The sequence below is a fragment of the Comamonas sediminis genome (genome assembly GCF_041107495.1).
GTDB lineage: Bacteria > Pseudomonadota > Gammaproteobacteria > Burkholderiales > Burkholderiaceae_C > Comamonas > Comamonas sediminis.
Map to the genome: position 1 here is coordinate 93,257 of NZ_JBGBDC010000001.1, position 17,056 is coordinate 110,312.

Sequence of the window (17,056 nt, forward strand, 5' to 3'; positions counted from 1 at the left end):
GTGGCACGCAGGATTGCTCAGTAAGCCTATTGTCTCAGTGTTTAAGCAACCTCAAAACATCCCGTCTCGGGCGCTGCCGCATCCGGCTCAACGCTGCGCCTCGGGTTTGAGACGGATGCCGATCAAATAGGTTTCCGAGGATTTGTCACGCGAGGCCTTGGGTTTGTAAGGTTTGACGACCTGGAAGGTCTGCTTGAACAAATCCACCAGTTGCGAGTAGCCACTGCCATGGAACAGCTTGACCACCAAGGTGCCCTCGGGCTTCATATGCTGGCAGGTAAAGTCCACGGCCAGCTCGATCAGGTGGGCGATACGGGCGGCGTCCACGTTTTCCACGCCCGACAGATTGGGCGCCATGTCCGAGATCACCACATCGACGCGGCGCTTGGCGAGCGTCGCCTCCAGCTGGTCCAGCACTTCCTGCTCGCGAAAATCGCCCAGGATGAAATCCACACCTTCGATGGGCTCCATCGGCAGCATGTCCAGCCCGATGATGGCGCCGTTGAGCTCACCCACGGCAGCGCCCTCGGGCGAGAGGCGGCGGCGCACGTACTGGCTCCAGGCGCCCGGCGTGGAGCCCAGATCGACCACCACATCACCCGGCCGGATCAGCTTGAAGTGCTCGTCGATTTCCTTGAGCTTGTAGACCGCACGGGCGCGGTAGCCGTCTTTTTGCGCTGCCCGCACATAGGGGTCATTGATGTGCTGATTGAGCCAAGTCTTGTTGACCTTCTTGGTTTTAGTACTAACTTTCATGTTTTCTCCCGGGAGCCCCGATAATACGGGCTATGCCCCAAATACAACTTACTCCCGCCCAACGTCGCGAGCACCGCGCCGAAGCCCACCACCTTGACCCCGTGGTTCTGATTGGCGGTGACGGCTTGACCGAAGCCGTCGAAAAAGAGGTCGACCTGGCCCTGAATGCCCATGGCCTGATCAAGATCCGTGTTTTCTCCGATGACCGCGCCAACCGCGAGGCCATCTTGCTGAAGCTGACCGACTCGCTCAATGCAGCGCCTATCCAGCACATCGGCAAGCTGCTGGTGCTGTGGCGCCCAATGCCCGAGAAGGAAAAGCAACTCGATGAAGACCGCAAGGCCGGTCCGCGCGAGGTGAAAGTGCTCAAGTTCAGCAAGAACGTCTGGCAAAAGCCCGAGGTCAAGCAGATCCGCATCCTCGGCAACCAGCGCCTGACGGCGGGCGGCCAGGTCAAGCGTGCCAAGCCCAAGCAAAAGTCGATCAAAAAGCAGCAGGGCAGCTAGTGTGACCGATCGCCACATCCTTTGCATGAAATGGGGTACCAAATATGGCCCCGACTATGTCAATCGGCTGTACGCCATGGTTCGCCGCCATCTGAGTGGCGATTTTCGCTTTGTCTGCCTGACCGACGACACGCAAGGGATTCGCAGCGAAGTGGAATGCCACCCGATTCCGGACCTGAACATCCAGCTGGCCCCCGGCCAGCGCGATGGGGCCTGGAAAAAGCTCACCACCTTCGAGCAGGATCTGTATGGCCTCCAGGGCCAGGCGCTGTTCCTGGACCTGGATGTGGTGATCGTCGGCAGCCTGGACGAGTTCTTTACCCTGCCAGGTGAATTTCGCATCATCCACGACTACCCGCGTTTTTGGCGCTTTGGCAAACGCATTGTCGGCAACTCCTCGGTCTACCGCTTTACCTTGGGCGCTCACGCCGATGTGCTGGCCAACTTCCGCGCCAACACCGAGCAGCTGCGCGCCCAGTACCGCAATGAGCAGGAGTACCTGTCGCATTTCCTGCACCAGCAGGGCAAGCTCGATTACTGGCCTGCCGCCTGGTGCCCGAGCTTCAAGTACTACTGCATCCCCACCTGGCCCAGCAACTACTGGAAAGAGCCGGTACCGCCTGCCGATGCGCGCATCGTCATCTTCCACGGTGAGGTCAATCCGCCCGATGCCTTGCAAGGCCTGCGCAACAAACGCTTCCACCATATCCAGCCAGCCCGCTGGATTGAAAAGGCCTGGGGCTGAACCAGCCTACCCCTAACAACCAAAGGCGTTGATCTCTGTGATCAACGCCTTTTTTTGTGGCCCGCCCTGGGCTTTGGTTCAGCAGGATCAGCGCTGGTCCGCCGCCACCAGCGCATGGCCTTGCATGCGCGTCAAGATCGCCAGCGGGCTCGCATCCGGGTTGTACTCCTTGCCCGGAGGCAGGAAGAAAGTCTGCTCCAGCATGTACTGGCCCGACATGACGGCATGCACCGCCTGGTCCGAGAAGCAGACCCAGCTGGAGCCGGCGGCAAAGGGCACGGTCTCCTGCGGCGCATTGCGCTGGTAGTCCATGTCGCCTTTCATGCCATCGTGCAGCTGCAGCATCAGGTGGTCATACTCGCTGCGCAGCGACTTGGTCACATGCAGCAGCGCCAGCGCCCTGGCCTGCCATGCCACATAGGGCTTGGCACGGGGCAGAAACTTGCGCGCCACATCCTCGAAAGGCTCGCCCACGCGCCAGACCCGGGGCTGGCCATCGGGGTTCACATTGCTGAACACGCGCAGGATACGCTCGCCGTAGTTGGGCCGCGACGGAAAGGCGTCCACATGCATGCGCTTGTCGTCAGCACGCCAGGACTGGGCACGGGTCTCCACCTGCGATGGCCGGTAGCTCGTGGGCGCCATGCGCACCAGCGGCATGTAGTCGGGGAACAGGCCGGCAATCAGCGCGGTCGCCTGCGCACGAAAGCGCGTGACCATGGCCGCAACGGCCGCCTGTGTGGCCGCGTCTCCGGCAACACCCTTGATGCTGCCATCCACATTCAGGCTGATGTTGCGCGACTTGGGGTCGCGCACATCGGGGCGCAGCAGCGTCTTTTCCTGGTCGGAGAGCGCAAACGCGAGTTGGGGGAAATACAGCACCTTGCCGGATTCCACGGCGGCCGTCCATTCCGGACGGCCCGGTGTGTTGCGCCAGTCATTGGCGTCTATGGAAACGATGGGAGATTGCATGGCACACCCAGTGTAGCGCGGCGGCGGGCGATCGCCTTGGGCCAGATCAAGCCCGTGGTGCGGGTGCGGATGTCCGCCACAGCACCAGCGCCGCACACAGCCACTGCAGCGCATACAGCAAGGTGCCCAGGCCGTGCCAGAGCTTGAGGTTCTCGCGCTGCACGATCTTGGGCGATATGCCGTATTGCACGACCAGCGCCATCAGCATGCCCGCCAGCACAAAGCCCAAAGCCGCACGGGCCCAGGGCTGGATGGTGTTGCTGGCCTTGTCCTTGGCCAGCACCAGCAGCACCAGACCACAGGCCAGCGACACCCAGGTCTGCGCCGCAAACAGCTTGGCAGCCATGAAGCCCGCCATCGATGCCTGCGGCAGGTTGGCAAACAGCATCGGCACGGCCATGAAGCCAATGGCCGACAGACTGCCCCACCACAGCGCGGCAGCGAAAACGGGCAGGCGGTGTTTCATCGCGGGCTCGGTACGCAGTGGCCAATGGCTTTAGAGGTAGCGCACGGCCACGACTTCGTAGCGGCGCTCGCCACCGGGGGCTTGAACGACGGCGGTGTCGCCCTCTTCCTTGCCGATCAGTGCGCGTGCAATGGGGCTGGAGACGTTGATCAGACCTTGCTTGAGGTCGGCCTCGTCTTCACCCACGATCTGGTAGGTCACAGGGTCGCCGCTGTCCTCATCGGCCAGGTCCACCGTGGCACCAAACACCACCTTGCCGCCCGCATCGAGCTGCGAGGGGTCAATGATCTGGGCGGCCGACAGCTTGGCCTCCACTTCCTGGATGCGGCCTTCAATAAAGCCCTGGCGGTCTTTGGCCGCATCGTATTCGGCGTTTTCGCTCAGATCGCCATGCGAGCGGGCTTCCGCAATGGCCGCAATGACGCCTGGGCGGTCCACGGTCTTGAGGCGTTGCAGCTCTTCCTTGAGCTTTTCTGCACCGCGCTTGGTAATGGGGATAGTGGCCATCTCGGTCTCCACAAACAGTCAAGATGCCAGCACTGTGGCTGGCATCTGGTAGACATCCGCCTGCTAAGCGGCGGGGGTTCAAAAGCAAACCGCCGCGCTGGGGAGCGCGGCGGTTGCGAGGCAGTCTCTATTATGCCGATTTTTGAGCCTGGCAACAAAAATCGGCGAACGGCGCTGCGATCAGCGCTGCAGGCTGGCGTGCAGCTCCTGCACCGAGTACACCTCCAGATCATCCATGTTGCGCAGGCCTTCGACCGCCGCCTCGGCACCAAAGATGGTCGTGAACGTGGTCACCCGGGCCAGCAAGGCGCTGGTACGGATGGCCCGGGAGTCGGCAATCGCGTTGCGGCGCTCTTCCACGGTGTTGATGACCATCGCAATTTCATTGTTCTTGATCATGTCCACGATGTGCGGGCGGCCCTCGGTCACCTTGTTGACCGTCTGCACCTCGATACCGGCATCGGCAATCGCAGCGGCCGTGCCACGGGTGGCGCAGAGCTGGAAGCCCATGCTCGCCAGTTCCTTGGCAATCTGCACGGCGCGTGGCTTGTCGGCGTTCTTCACGGTCAGGAACACCTTGCCCGAGCGCGGCAGCTTGGTGCCTGCACCCAGCTGGCTCTTCACATAGGCTTCGCCAAAGGTCTTGCCCACCCCCATCACTTCACCGGTGGACTTCATCTCGGGGCCGAGGATGGTGTCCACACCAGGGAACTTGACGAACGGGAACACGGCCTCCTTGACGCTGAAGTAAGGCGGGGTCACCTCTTCGGTGATGCCCTGCTCTTCGAGCGTATCGCCAACCATGCAACGTGCCGCGACCTTGGCCAGCTGGATGCCGGTGGCCTTGGAGACAAAAGGCACGGTACGCGAAGCACGCGGGTTCACTTCCAGCACATAGATGATGTCCTTGCCGTCGCGCTCCTGGATCGCGAACTGCACGTTCATCAGGCCCACCACGTTCAGACCTTCGGCCATCGCTGCGGTCTGGCGCTTGATCTCGTCCACCGTCGCCTTGCTCAGGTAGTAAGGGGGCAGCGAGCAGGCCGAGTCACCGGAGTGCACGCCCGCTTGCTCGATGTGCTCCATCACGCCGCCGATGAAGACCTTGCCCGTGCGGTCACGCACGCAGTCCACATCGCACTCGATCGCGTTGGACAGGAAGTGGTCCAGCAGCACCGGCGAATCGTTGGAGACCTTGACCGCCTCGCGCATGTAGCGCTCCAGGTCGCGCTCCTCGTGCACGATCTCCATCGCGCGGCCACCCAGCACATAGCTGGGGCGCACCACCAGCGGGTAGCCCAGCTCGCGGGCGTGTTCCATCGCCTGCGTCTCGGTACGCGCGGTGGCGTTCGGTGGTTGGCGCAGGTTCAAGGTCTGCAGCATCTGCTGGAAACGCTCACGGTCTTCGGCCGCGTCGATCATGTCGGGGGTTGTGCCGACGATCGGCACACCGGCCTCTTCCAGCGCCAGCGCCAGCTTCAGCGGGGTCTGGCCACCGTACTGCACGATCACGCCGACAGGCTTTTCGACGGCGACGATTTCCAGCACGTCTTCCAGGGTCACGGGCTCGAAGTACAGGCGGTCCGAGGTGTCGTAGTCGGTCGATACGGTTTCGGGGTTGCAGTTGACCATGATGGTTTCATAACCATCCTCGCGCATCGCGAGCGCGGCATGCACGCAGCAGTAGTCGAACTCGATGCCCTGGCCGATGCGGTTGGGGCCGCCGCCGAGCACCATGATCTTCTTCTTGTCGCTGGGCTGGGCTTCGCACTCTTCGTCGTAGGTCGAGTACATGTAGGCCGTGTTGGTCGAGAACTCGGCCGCACAGGTATCGACGCGCTTGAACACGGGGCGCACATTCAGCGCATGGCGCGCTTCGCGCACGGCCTTGTCGGTCGTGTGCAGCAGCTTGGCCAGACGGCGGTCCGAGAAGCCCTTTTGCTTGAGGCTGCGCAGATCGTCGGCCGACAGCGCGGCCAGCGCCTTGTCATCGCCCTGGGCTTCGGTGTGCTTGTCCAGTGCCAGTTCCAGCTTGACGATCTCTTCGATCTGCACCAGGAACCACTTGTCGATCTTGGTGATATTGTGCACTTCGTCCAGCGACCAGCCGGCCGCAAACGCATCACCCACATACCAGATGCGGTCGGGACCGGGCTCGCCCAGTTCCTTTTCCAGGATCTCGCGGTCCTGGGTCTTTTCGTTCATGCCATCCACGCCCACTTCCAGGCCGCGCAGCGCTTTCTGGAACGACTCCTGGAAGGTACGGCCCATGGCCATCACTTCGCCCACGGACTTCATCTGCGTGGTCAGGCGGTTGTCGGCGGTCGGGAACTTCTCGAACGCAAAACGCGGAATCTTCGTGACCACGTAGTCGATGGTCGGCTCGAACGACGCGGGGGTCTTGCCACCGGTGATGTCGTTCTTCAGCTCGTCGAGGGTGAAACCCACGGCCAGCTTGGCAGCGATCTTGGCAATCGGGAAGCCCGTGGCCTTGGAGGCCAGCGCCGACGAGCGCGAGACGCGCGGGTTCATCTCGATGACGACCATGCGGCCATCCTTGGGGTTGATCGAGAACTGCACGTTGGAGCCACCGGTGTCCACACCGATCTCGCGCAGCACGGCCAGCGAGGCATTGCGCAGGATCTGGTATTCCTTGTCGGTCAGGGTCTGCGCAGGGGCCACGGTGATCGAGTCACCGGTGTGCACGCCCATCGGGTCCAGGTTCTCGATCGAGCAGACGATGATGCAGTTGTCGGCGGTGTCGCGCACCACTTCCATCTCGTACTCTTTCCAGCCCAGCAGCGATTCCTCGATCAGCAGCTCGTTGGTCGGCGACGCCTCCAGACCGCGCTTGCAGATGACTTCGAATTCTTCGGGGTTGTAGGCAATACCGCCGCCGGTGCCGCCCAGGGTGAAGCTGGGGCGGATCACGGTGGGGAAGCCCACCTGGCGTTGCACATCCCAGGCCTCGTCCATGCTGTGTGCGATACCCGAGCGGGCCGAGCCCAGCCCGATCTTGGTCATCGCGTCCTTGAACTTGAGGCGGTCTTCGGCCTTGTCGATGGCTTCGGGCTTCGCACCGATCAGCTCGACCTTGTACTTGTCGAGCACGCCGTTCTTCCACAGGTCCAGCGCGCAGTTCAGCGCGGTCTGGCCACCCATGGTGGGCAGGATCGCATCGGGACGCTCCTTGGCGATGATCTTCTCGACCGTCTGCCAGGTGATGGGCTCGATATAGGTGACATCGGCTGTCGCCGGGTCGGTCATGATCGTCGCAGGGTTGCTGTTGATCAGGATGACCTTGTAGCCCTCCTCGCGCAGCGCCTTGCAGGCTTGCACGCCGGAGTAGTCGAATTCGCAGGCCTGGCCGATGATGATCGGGCCGGCGCCAATGATGAGAATGCTTTTGAGATCGGTGCGTTTAGACATGAGGCTCGCCTTGCAGTCGCGCGCGCTGGCTGGCTGCATCGTGGGCAGCCGCCGAGCGCTGGGTTTATACGCGGTCGGTATCTAATTTGTTCAAAATGGCCAGGACACGGGCCTCGGGCAGGTTCTTCTGCATCAGTTGCAGCAGACCATCCCCTTGCACCATGGGGCGCAGTACCTGCGCCTCGGCTTCGTAGAACTTGGCGTCCCACTCGGCCATCACCTGGTCGAAGTCCTCGTCCGACATGGACTTGCACTTGGACACGATGGTCACCAGCGGCAAGGCCTTGTTGTCGAGGAATGATTTTTTATAGGGCTTTTGCTGCCAGCGCGCCATGAACCACTCCTTGTGTTCGGGCGGCAAGGTCATGATGCGCTTGCTGATCGCTTTTTCTAGGGTGGCAACAGGAAAAGAAAAAAGTTTCACGGCAGCATATTCCTTGGGTTCATCGTGCGCAGGCGCGGGCGGCGGCAGAAGGCGCCTGGCATCAGGCCTTCTTGTGCTCGCGCATCAGTTTCACAAAACGGTCGAACAGGTACGACACATCATGCGGGCCTGGCGAGGCTTCGGGGTGACCCTGGAAGCAGAAGGCCGGCCGGTCGGTACGCTCCATGCCTTGCAAGGTGCCATCGAACAGGCTCACATGCGTGGCGCGGGTGTTGGCCGGCAAGGTGTCCAGGTCCACCGCAAAGCCATGGTTCTGGCTGGTGATGCAGACGCGGCCCGAGTCCAGGTCCTTCACAGGGTGGTTGGCACCGTGGTGGCTGTTTTGCATCTTGAAGGTCTTGGCACCGCAGGCCAGCGCCATGATCTGGTGGCCCAGGCAGATACCGAAGGTCGGCACGCCGCTGTCCATAATGGTGCGCGCAGCGTCGATCGCATAGTCGCAAGGCTCTGGATCGCCGGGGCCGTTCGACAGGAACACGCCATCGGGCTGGTACTTCAGCACTTCAGCGGCAGGCGTCTGGGCCGGCACCACCGTCACACGGCAGCCGCGCTCGGCCAGCATGCGCAGGATGTTCTTCTTGACGCCGTAGTCATAGGCGACCACGTGGAAGCTATGGTCCTGCAGCTTGCCGTAGCCGGGCGTGCCATCGGCACGCGCCAGTTGCCATTCGGTCTGCACCCATTCATAGGACTGCGACACGCTGACCACCTTGGCCAGGTCCAGACCCTTCATGCTGGGCGCGGCCTGGGCGGCGGCAATGGCTTCATCGATGCGTGCTTGCGAGACCTGCTCGCCTGCGGCCAAGCCGACGATGGCGCCGTTTTGCGCACCCTTGTCGCGCAGCAGGCGGGTGAGCTTGCGGGTATCGATGTTGGCGATGGAGACCGTCTTGCTGCGAATCAGGTATTCCGACAGGGTTTCCGTGCTGCGGAAATTGCTGGCCAGCAGTGGCAGATTCTTGATGATCAGGCCAGCAGCAAAGACTTTGTCGGACTCAATATCTTCCGCATTGATCCCGTAGTTGCCGATATGCGGATACGTGAGTGTCACGATCTGCTGGCAGTAGCTGGGGTCGGTGAGGATTTCCTGGTAACCGGTCATCGCGGTGTTGAACACCACTTCGCCGGTCGTGGTGCCTTGCGCACCAATTGAGTTGCCAATAAAGACCGTGCCGTCTGCGAGCGCCAGGATGGCGGGAGGAAACGCGCTCTGTTGAGACAAAAACACTGGGTTCTCCGGATGGTTACGGGTCGCCCGGAGTCTGTGGTGTCCCGGAGGATCACCGCGAAGACTGTGCTTATGAGAGATTGCTTTGAGTGCAGCCGGGCGACGTGATTACTTGAAAGCCACCCATTGTAGCGTGCAAGCTGCAATCTGAGTGGGTGCAGGGGATGATTTGCGGGCTAAATCGCCAAAAATTACACACTCTGCGCAGCATCACACCAACGCAGAGCGTAGAAATACCAGATAAAACACGCAAAGCGCATACTCGTTAGCCCTGAATCATCCGGCCCGCCCGGGTCCGGGGTGGCGCGTTAATCCGCGCGTGCAGCGGCGCTGGCATGCAGGCAAATCGCCGCTGCAGCACCTACATTGAGCGACTCTTCACCACCGGGCTGGGTGATACGGATATGGTGCTGTGCCACCGCCTGCAGCGGCTCGGACACGCCCTGCCCCTCGTGCCCCATGACCCAGGTGCAGGGCCAGGGCAGCGCGGCGCGGTGCAGCCAGTCACCCTGGTGCGAGCTGGTGACCAACAGCGGTTGCTGCAAGGCTAGCACGTCCTCCTGGGAGGCATTCTCGACCAGGTGCAACGCAAAATGCGCGCCCATGCCGGCGCGCAGCACCTTGCCGCTCCACAGTGCTGCCGATCCCTTGAGTGCAATCACCTGGCCAAAACCAAAGGCCGAGGCGCTGCGCAGGATGGAGCCCACATTGCCCGCATCCTGGACCCGGTCAAGCACCACGGCCGCGACGCCGGGCTGGATGCCCACCTGCTGAGCCGGCAGGTCCATCAGAAAGCCAAAGGGCGCAGGCGATGGCAGCGGACTGAGGCTGGCCAGCAAGGCCGTGTCGATGACGATGTTGCGCGCGGCCGCATGGGCATACACGTTCTCGGGCGACTGCCAGAATTTCTCGGAGAACACGGCCACGGCCGGCTTGACGCCGCGCGTCAGCGCTGCGCGGCAGAGGTGGTCGCCCTCGATCCAGTAGCGCCCCTGCTTGCGGTAGGCCGCGCCTTCTTCCATCAGACGGCGCAGATCCTTGACCAGCGCATTGTCACGCGACTGGATAAAAACGGGTGGGTGCTCAGCAGGGGACACAGAGAATTCCTTTGCGCAGGCAGGCGCCCGCAACAGCGAGGGCGGTCAGGCGCCGGTCTTGACGACGGCCAGGGCCTGGGCCACGGGTGAGAACGAACGGCGGTGCTCCGGGCAGGCGCCAAAGCTCTGCAACGCAGCCAGGTGCACCGCAGTGCCATACCCCTTGTGAGCGGCAAAGCCGTATTGCGGGTACAGCCGGTCAATGTCCTGGCACCAGCGATCGCGATGCACCTTGGCCAGAATCGATGCCGCCGAGATGGCCTGCACCAATGCATCGCCTTTGACAATCGCCTCGGCGGGCATCTCCAGACGCGGAATGCGGTTGCCATCGACCAGCACACGCACGGGCTTGAGGCGCAGGCCGTGGACCGCGCGCTGCATCGCCAGCATCGTGGCCTGCAGGATATTTAGACCATCGACCTCTTCAACGGTCGCCATCGCAATCGAGCAGCACAGCGCCTTGCCACAGATCTCGTCATACAGGCGCTCGCGGGTGCGCGCGGTGAGCTTCTTCGAATCCGCCAGCCCGGCAATGGGTGAGCGCTCATCGAGAATGACGGCCGCAGCCACTACCGGCCCTGCCAGCGGGCCGCGCCCTGCCTCATCGACGCCCGCCACCAGGCCCGGCGGATGCCAGGGCAAGGTGGCCTGGTCAGGCAGAGAGAATTTTTTGGATGGCATCGGCAGCAAGCTTTGGGGTATCCCTGCGCAGTTCCAGGTGCAGGTCATGAAAACGCTGCTCCAGCTGGGCCAGGCGTGCGGGATCGAGTCGCGGCGCGTCCAACCATTGCGCCGCCGCCTCGGCCAAGGCTTCAGGCGTCGCCGCCTCTTGCAAAAGCTCGGGCACGACAAAGTCTTGGCACAGGATATTGGGCAAGCCCACCCAGGGCTGCAACTGCTTTCTGCGCATCAGGCGCCAGCTGATGGCGTGCATGTGGTAGCTGATGACCATCGGCCGCTTGAACAGCGCCGCCTCCAAGGTGGCGGTACCGCTGGCGATCAACGTACAGTCACAGGCCTCCAGCGCCAGATGCGACTGGCCATCGAGCACACGGATGCGCTCCAATATCCCGCATTCAGCAGCCAGCGCATCAATGCGTGCGCGCAAAGCCGGAACGGCAGGGACGACGATTGTAAGCGAAGGTCGCGCCTGCAAAAGGCGCGCAGCGGCCAGAAAGAATGGCTTGGCGATGTAGCTGACTTCCGAGGCACGGCTGCCGGGCAGCACGGCCAGCACCTCGCCCTCCAGCGGCAAGCCAAGCTGCTGGCGTGCTGCAGCGCGATTGGGCTGCAGCGGAATCACATTGGCCAGCGGATGGCCCACATAGGTGCCGGCAATACCGTGCTGGGCCAGCAAGGCCGGCTCAAACGGAAAAATGCACAGCACATGGTCTGCCGAGCGGCGGATCTTCTCGACCCGCTCAGGGCGCCAGGCCCAGATCGAGGGGCAGACAAAATGCACCGTCTTGATACCTTGGGCGCGCAAGCGCTCTTCGACACCCAGGTTGAAATCAGGCGCATCGACGCCGACAAACAGCCGGGGCGGCTCAGCCGTCAAACGCTGCACCAACTGCTTGCGGATGCGCAAAATACCCCAGATGCGGCGTACCAGCTCGGCGCTGTAGCCATGCACGGCCAGGCGCTCGCTGGGCCACCAGGCATTAAAGCCGGCCTGGGCCATGCGCGGGCCGCCAATACCGGCCGAGCGCATACCGGGAAAATCGGCAGCCAAGCCCTGCAGCACCAGGCCTGCAAGCAGGTCACCAGAGGTCTCGCCGGCTACCATCGCCAAAAACAGGTCCTGGGGCTTGTCCATTGCGGCAGGGGCAGCCATCAGCGCACAATGCCGCGCTTGGATTGCTGCAGAAAGTCGAGCATCAACTGAACATCGGCCTGGGCTTCAGCCTCGCAGCTGCCCTGCAGGTTGTCCAGCGCTTCAACCGCCGCCTGCAAGGTCAGGCCGCTGCGGTACAGCAGCCGGTAGGCCTGCTTGATGACCGCCAGCCGCTCGGCGCTGAAACCGCGCCGGCGCAAGCCTTCGAGGTTCAGGCCGCGCACAGCCAGCGGGTGGCCATCGACCATGCAGAATGGGGGCACATCCTGGCTGATATGGCTGGCAAAACCGGCCATCACATGGGCGCCGACCTTGGTGAACTGGTGCACGCCCGACAGGCCTCCAATAATGGCCCAGTCAGCCACATGCACGTGACCGGCCAGGGTGGCATTGTTGGCCAGAATGGTCTGGTTGCCGACCTGGCAGTCATGCGCAATGTGCACATAGGCCATGATCCAGTTATCGTCGCCGACACGGGTCACGCCGCCGTCCTGGGCGGTGCCGGTATTGAAGGTGCAGAACTCGCGGATGGTGTTGCGGTCACCGATCACCAGCCGGGTCGGTTCGCCTGCGTATTTCTTGTCTTGCGGCATGCCGCCCAACGCGGCATGCGAATGGATCACGTTGGACTCACCGATCGTGGTAATGCCCTCGATCACCGTGTGCGCCCCCACCTTCGTGTGGGCGCCAATGCAAACCTGGGGGCCAATAACTGCGTACGGCCCAACTGACACCGTAGGGTGCAACTGGGCCGCAGGGTCAACGATCGCTGTGGGGTGGATGGAACTGACCGCCGTCATCTACCGTTATTCCACGTGGCGCATCGTGCACATCAGCTGTGCTTCAGCAGCAACTTCGCCTTCGACACTGGCCACCGCATTGAACTTCCAGATACCGCCGCGCACGCGGTCAATGGTGATCTCCAGCACCAGCTGGTCTCCCGGCACCACCGGACGCTTGAAGCGGGCAGAGTCGATACCGACGAAATAGTAGATGTTGTTTTCATCGGGCACCTGGCCCATCGCGTCAAACGCCAGCAAGCCCGCTGCCTGGGCCAGGGCTTCGAGGATCAGCACGCCAGGCATCACAGGGCGGCCCGGGAAGTGGCCGGTGAAGAACGGCTCGTTGAACGTGACGTTCTTGATCGCCTTGATGCGGGTGTTGCGCTCAAGCTCTTGCACACGATCCACCAGCAAAAAGGGGTAGCGGTGAGGCAGCTGCTTGAGAATTGCTTGAATATCCATCATTGTGAACTCGGCTTAGCCGTTTTTCTGAGTTTGCTCCAAGGCCTTGATTCGGTCCCTCAACGCATGGAGATGTTTTAGGGTAGCGGCGTTCTTTTCCCAGCTGCCATTGTCGTCGATAGGGAAGAAGCCGGTGTACTGACCCGGCTGCCTGATCGAACGACTGACCACGGTGGCCGCCGAGATGTGTACATTGTCGGCGATTTCCAGGTGGCCCAGAATCATTCCAGCGCCTCCAATCGTGCATTGGCGCCCGATTTTGGCACTTCCGGCGATGCCGACGCAGCCAGCCATCGCCGAATGCTCGCCAATCTCGACGTTATGGCCGATCTGGACCTGGTTGTCGATCTTCACGCCATTGGCAATGATGGTGTCCCGCAGTGCGCCGCGATCGATGCAGGTATTGGATCCGATCTCGACATCGTCACCGATCTGCACCCCACCGAGCTGCTCGATCTTGATCCAGCGCCCACGCTCGTTGGCAAAGCCAAAGCCGTCGCCACCGATGACCGCGCCTGGCTGCACCAGCACCCGCTCGCCCAGCACACAGTCCGCCCCTACGGTCACGCGCGAGGTCAGCACCGAATCGGCACCGATGACGGCACCACTGGCCACATGGCAAAGCGGCCCAATGGACGCAGAAGGGTGCACGATGGCACCCTCTTCCACCACCGCAGACGGGTGGATACCGGCGGGCACCGGGCGTATCGCATGGTGCTTGCGCCACAGCTGCGTCAGCCGCGCAAAGTACAGATAGGGGTTGTCAACCACCAGGTAGGCACCACCACGCTGGCGGGCCTGCTCCTGCATCTGCGCACTGACCGCAATGCAACCGGCCTTGGAGGCCAGCATCTGGGCTTGCAGCTTGGGGTTGCTGAGGAAACTGAAATCCTGGGGACCGGCATCTTCCAGCGAGGCAATGGCCTGGATCTCCATCGCTGGATCTCCTTGCTCAAGCGTCCCTCCCAGGACCTCCATGATCTGAACAAGCTGCAGGCTCACGCGTAACCCCGTCTTACTTGGCGGGGGCAGAGGCGTTCAGGGCCTTGAGAACCTTTTCGGTGATGTCGAACTTGGGGTTGATGTAGACCGCTTCTTGCAGCACCACATCGTACTTTTCCTGCTCGGCCACTTGCTTGACGACCTTGTTGGCGCGCTCGAGCACCTGCGACAGCTCTTCGCTCTTGCGGGCGCTGAGGTCTTCCTGGAACTCGCGGCGCTTGCGCTGGAACTCACGGTCCTGGTCCACCAGCTGACGCTGGCGCGTCACGCGCTGGCTTTCGGACAGCGTAGGCGCGTCGCGCTCAAACTTTTCGCCGGCGGTCTTCAGGGCGTTGCCCTGGTCCAGCAGATCCTTTTCACGCTTGGAGAACTCGGCCTCCAGCTTGGTTTGCGCAGCCTTGGCAGCATTGGCTTCGCGGAAGATGCGATCCGTATTGACGAAACCTGCCTTGAACTCTTGGGCCTGCGCTGCAGCGCCAAAAGACAGCGCTGCTGCCAACACCAGCAATGGGAAAGAACGAGATACGGTTTTCATTAGAAAGATGTTCCGATTTGGAATTGCAATTTCTGGATTTTATCGCCTGCGAATTTGCGAATTGGCTGAGCATAAGCCAAACGCAGCGGTCCCAGTGGGGAAATCCAGCTCAACCCGATACCTGCAGACGCACGCATTTCATTCAGTTTCAAATCCTGCTCATCACCCCAGACATTGCCCGCATCCACAAAGGCAAACCAGCGGAAGGTGCGGTCGTTTCCGGTGCCCGGCATGGGCCCGATGAACTCGGCGTTCAGCGTCACCTTCTTCGCGCCGCCCAGGGTGGCGCCCGTCACGTCACGGGGGCCGAGCGTATTTTGCTCGAAGCCGCGCACCGAACCCAGGCCACCCGAGAAGTAGTTCTTGAACACCGGGAAGGCCTTGCCGCCCATGCCCTTGCCCCAACCGGCTTCACCGTTGAGCGCAATCGTGTAGCGCTTGTTCAGCGGCAGGTACTGCTGGATCTGGTAGTTGCCCTTCAGGTAGCGGGCATCACCGAACAGCGACCATTCGGAGTTCAGCTTCTGGAACCGGCCCGAGTTGGGCGCCAGCGCGCTGTCGCGGCTGTCGCGCGACCAGCCCAGGGTCAGCGGGAAGTTCAGGCTGGTATCGCCATAGCGCGTTGCATAGTCCAGGTAGGCCGCCGGCATGTTGGTGCCCAGCTTGATGCGGGTGTTCTCCAGACCGCCGCCGACATAGATGGTATCGAGTTCGCTGAACGGAATGCCGAAGCGCACGCTGGCACCAGTGGTCACGATCTGGTAGTTGCCGCCCTGCTCGTCATAAGGACGGTCGGTGCGGTAGTACATGTCGTAGGTACGCGAGATACCATCGGGCGTGAAATACGGGTCGGTCGTGCTCACCACCAGGGTGCGGTGGTACTTGCTGGTGTTGACATCAATGCCCAGGTAGTTGCCCGAGCCGAACACGTTTTCCTGCTTGATGCCGAAGGTCAGCGAGACCTTTTCAGCGCTGGAGTAACCGGCACCCAGCTGCAGCGAACCGGTGGGCTTTTCCTGCACGGTCACATTGACATCGACCTGGTCCGGCGCGCCAGGCACTTCTTGCGTGTCGATCGCGACATCGTTGAAGAAACCCAGGCGGTCCACACGGTCACGCGAGAGCTTGATCTTGTCCGAGTCGTACCAGGAGGCTTCGTACTGGCGCACCTCGCGGCGCACGACTTCATCCCGTGTGCGGTTGTTGCCGGCCACGTTCACGCGGCGCACATAGGCGCGGCGCGAAGGCTCGGCCTTCAGCACCAGCTCGACACGGTTGTTTTCACGGTCGATCTCGGGCACGGCTTCGACGCGCGAGAACGCATAGCCAAAGCTGCCGAAGTGGTCGGTGAAGCGCTTGGTGGTTTCGGTCACGCGGTCGGCGTTGTAGGGCTCACCGGGCTTGATCGAGATCAGCGACTTGAACTCGTCCTCACGCTCCAGGTAATTGCCTTCGAGTTTGACACCCGAGACCACGTACTTGGGGCCTTCGTAGATCTGCAGATTGATCGAGATACGTTCCTTGTCCGGCGAGATCGACACTTCGGTCGAGTCGATGCGGAACTCCAGGTAGCCGCGCGACAGGTAATAGGATTTGAGCGTCTCCAGGTCGGCATTGAACTTGGTGCTGGAGTAGCGGTCGCTCTTGGTATACCAGCTCAGCCAGCCACCGGTGTCCTGGTCGAACAGGTCGGTCAAGGTCGATTCCTTGAAGTCCTTGTTGCCGGAGATATGGATTTCCTTGATCTTGGCTGCATCGCCTTCGGTCACGGTGAACGTCAGGTTCACACGGTTGCGCTCGATAGGCGTCACCGTGGTCACCACCTCGGCCGCATACAGGCTCTTGTTGATGTACTGGCGCTTGAGCTCCTGCTCGGCGCGGTCGGTCAGCGCCTTGTCGTAAGGGCGGCCTTCGGTCAGACCCACATCACGCATGGCCTTTTTCATCGCGTCCTTGTCGAACTCCTTGGTGCCCAGGAAGTCGACATTGGCGATGGTGGGACGCTCTTCAACGACGACGACCAGCACATTGCCATTGGCCTCCAGACGCACGTCCTTGAACAGACCCAGCGCAAACAAGGAGCGAATGGCTGCCGATCCCTTTTCGTCGTTGTAGTCGTCGCCGACATGCAGCGGCATGGAGGCGAAGATGGTGCCGGGCTCCACACGCTGCAGGCCTTCCACACGAATGTCCTGGATGGTGAACGGGTCCAAAGCCCACGACAGCTTGGCAAGCAGCATCAAGGCAGCTGCAGCCGTGGTCTTGCGAAGAAGCGAAGAAGGGATGGAAT

The 17,056-nt window shown here is 62.0% G+C and carries 17 protein-coding genes; 2 read left to right on the plus strand and 15 right to left on the minus strand.

Going from position 1 to position 17,056, the window contains the following annotated elements; translation table 11 throughout:
- Positions 1-87: 87 nt before the first annotated feature.
- The gene (locus tag AB7A72_RS00420) at positions 88-756 is read right to left on the minus strand and encodes an RlmE family RNA methyltransferase (RefSeq protein ID WP_239811612.1); all 669 of its coding nucleotides are present in this window, start codon (positions 754-756) and stop codon (positions 88-90) included.
- A gap of 32 nt (positions 757-788) precedes the next feature.
- Here AB7A72_RS00420 and AB7A72_RS00425 point away from each other — a divergent pair, with 32 nt between their 5' ends.
- Positions 789-1,262, plus strand: coding sequence for a YhbY family RNA-binding protein (locus tag AB7A72_RS00425; protein WP_369458667.1), 474 nt, complete (start codon positions 789-791; stop codon positions 1,260-1,262).
- 25 nt (positions 1,263-1,287) lie between these two features.
- Positions 1,288-2,007, plus strand: a complete 720-nt coding sequence (locus tag AB7A72_RS00430; RefSeq protein WP_239811611.1) for a glycosyltransferase — start codon at positions 1,288-1,290, stop codon at positions 2,005-2,007.
- 87 nt (positions 2,008-2,094) lie between these two features.
- Here the strand turns inward: AB7A72_RS00430 and AB7A72_RS00435 are convergent, their stop codons facing one another.
- From AB7A72_RS00435 to bamA, 14 genes are all read right to left on the minus strand, one after another.
- Positions 2,095-2,979, minus strand: a complete 885-nt coding sequence (locus tag AB7A72_RS00435; protein WP_312408687.1) for a Kdo hydroxylase family protein — start codon at positions 2,977-2,979, stop codon at positions 2,095-2,097.
- A 46-nt stretch (positions 2,980-3,025) separates the two neighbouring features.
- The gene (locus AB7A72_RS00440) at positions 3,026-3,445 is read right to left on the minus strand and encodes a DUF4149 domain-containing protein (RefSeq protein ID WP_239811609.1); all 420 of its coding nucleotides are present in this window, start codon (positions 3,443-3,445) and stop codon (positions 3,026-3,028) included.
- 30 nt (positions 3,446-3,475) lie between these two features.
- Entirely contained in the window at positions 3,476-3,952 is a 477-nt protein-coding gene (greA, locus tag AB7A72_RS00445; protein WP_027010824.1) for a transcription elongation factor GreA, read from the minus strand.
- 180 nt (positions 3,953-4,132) lie between these two features.
- Positions 4,133-7,381: a carbamoyl-phosphate synthase large subunit gene (gene carB / locus AB7A72_RS00450; protein ID WP_239811608.1), complete on the minus strand. Its 3,249-nt coding sequence runs from the start codon at positions 7,379-7,381 to the stop codon at positions 4,133-4,135.
- A 64-nt stretch (positions 7,382-7,445) separates the two neighbouring features.
- Positions 7,446-7,805, minus strand: coding sequence for a hypothetical protein (locus tag AB7A72_RS00455; protein WP_239811607.1), 360 nt, complete (start codon positions 7,803-7,805; stop codon positions 7,446-7,448).
- Positions 7,806-7,866: 61 nt separating this feature from the next.
- Complete coding sequence (gene carA / locus AB7A72_RS00460; RefSeq protein ID WP_312455453.1) at positions 7,867-9,054, minus strand: glutamine-hydrolyzing carbamoyl-phosphate synthase small subunit; 1,188 nt, start codon at positions 9,052-9,054, stop codon at positions 7,867-7,869.
- A gap of 308 nt (positions 9,055-9,362) precedes the next feature.
- Positions 9,363-10,151, minus strand: coding sequence for a TrmH family RNA methyltransferase (locus AB7A72_RS00465; protein ID WP_369458668.1), 789 nt, complete (start codon positions 10,149-10,151; stop codon positions 9,363-9,365).
- A gap of 45 nt (positions 10,152-10,196) precedes the next feature.
- Complete coding sequence (rnhB, locus tag AB7A72_RS00470) at positions 10,197-10,832, minus strand: ribonuclease HII (protein ID WP_369458669.1); 636 nt, start codon at positions 10,830-10,832, stop codon at positions 10,197-10,199.
- On the minus strand, positions 10,804-11,985 hold the full coding sequence (gene lpxB, locus AB7A72_RS00475; RefSeq protein ID WP_369458670.1) for a lipid-A-disaccharide synthase: 1,182 nt from the start codon (positions 11,983-11,985) through the stop codon (positions 10,804-10,806). The genes rnhB and lpxB overlap by 29 nt, the downstream gene beginning before the upstream one ends.
- Positions 11,985-12,785 (minus strand): acyl-ACP--UDP-N-acetylglucosamine O-acyltransferase, encoded by an 801-nt coding sequence (gene lpxA / locus AB7A72_RS00480; RefSeq protein WP_239811602.1) that lies wholly within the window; start codon positions 12,783-12,785, stop codon positions 11,985-11,987. Before lpxA ends, lpxB begins: the two co-directional genes overlap by 1 nt.
- A 6-nt stretch (positions 12,786-12,791) precedes the next feature.
- Positions 12,792-13,232: a 3-hydroxyacyl-ACP dehydratase FabZ gene (fabZ, locus tag AB7A72_RS00485; RefSeq protein ID WP_021026566.1), complete on the minus strand. Its 441-nt coding sequence runs from the start codon at positions 13,230-13,232 to the stop codon at positions 12,792-12,794.
- 12 nt (positions 13,233-13,244) lie between these two features.
- Positions 13,245-14,231, minus strand: a complete 987-nt coding sequence (gene lpxD / locus AB7A72_RS00490; protein WP_312455536.1) for a UDP-3-O-(3-hydroxymyristoyl)glucosamine N-acyltransferase — start codon at positions 14,229-14,231, stop codon at positions 13,245-13,247.
- 13 nt (positions 14,232-14,244) lie between these two features.
- Positions 14,245-14,766, minus strand: coding sequence for an OmpH family outer membrane protein (locus tag AB7A72_RS00495; protein WP_021026564.1), 522 nt, complete (start codon positions 14,764-14,766; stop codon positions 14,245-14,247).
- Positions 14,766-17,006 carry an outer membrane protein assembly factor BamA gene (bamA, locus tag AB7A72_RS00500; protein ID WP_373450593.1) on the minus strand — a complete coding sequence of 747 codons (2,241 nt, stop codon included), beginning with the start codon at positions 17,004-17,006 and terminating at the stop codon, positions 14,766-14,768. Before bamA ends, AB7A72_RS00495 begins: the two co-directional genes overlap by 1 nt.
- Positions 17,007-17,056 lie beyond the last annotated feature (50 nt).

Excerpts from the sequence above, each read along its gene's own strand:
- AB7A72_RS00425 (WP_369458667.1), top strand. The coding sequence starts at position 789 with ATGCCCCAAATACAACTTACTCCCGCCCAACGTCGCGAGCACCGCGCC.
- carB (WP_239811608.1), bottom strand. The coding sequence starts at position 7,381 with ATGTCTAAACGCACCGATCTCAAAAGCATTCTCATCATTGGCGCCGGC.
- rnhB (WP_369458669.1), bottom strand. The coding sequence starts at position 10,832 with ATGCCATCCAAAAAATTCTCTCTGCCTGACCAGGCCACCTTGCCCTGG.
- lpxB (WP_369458670.1), bottom strand. The coding sequence starts at position 11,985 with ATGGCTGCCCCTGCCGCAATGGACAAGCCCCAGGACCTGTTTTTGGCG.
- AB7A72_RS00435 (WP_312408687.1), bottom strand. The coding sequence starts at position 2,979 with ATGCAATCTCCCATCGTTTCCATAGACGCCAATGACTGGCGCAACACA.
- AB7A72_RS00420 (WP_239811612.1), bottom strand. The coding sequence starts at position 756 with ATGAAAGTTAGTACTAAAACCAAGAAGGTCAACAAGACTTGGCTCAAT.
- AB7A72_RS00430 (WP_239811611.1), top strand. The coding sequence starts at position 1,288 with ATGAAATGGGGTACCAAATATGGCCCCGACTATGTCAATCGGCTGTAC.
- fabZ (WP_021026566.1), bottom strand. The coding sequence starts at position 13,232 with ATGATGGATATTCAAGCAATTCTCAAGCAGCTGCCTCACCGCTACCCC.
- AB7A72_RS00495 (WP_021026564.1), bottom strand. The coding sequence starts at position 14,766 with ATGAAAACCGTATCTCGTTCTTTCCCATTGCTGGTGTTGGCAGCAGCG.
- lpxA (WP_239811602.1), bottom strand. The coding sequence starts at position 12,785 with ATGACGGCGGTCAGTTCCATCCACCCCACAGCGATCGTTGACCCTGCG.
- bamA (WP_373450593.1), bottom strand. The coding sequence starts at position 17,006 with ATGCTGCTTGCCAAGCTGTCGTGGGCTTTGGACCCGTTCACCATCCAG.
- AB7A72_RS00440 (WP_239811609.1), bottom strand. The coding sequence starts at position 3,445 with ATGAAACACCGCCTGCCCGTTTTCGCTGCCGCGCTGTGGTGGGGCAGT.
- greA (WP_027010824.1), bottom strand. The coding sequence starts at position 3,952 with ATGGCCACTATCCCCATTACCAAGCGCGGTGCAGAAAAGCTCAAGGAA.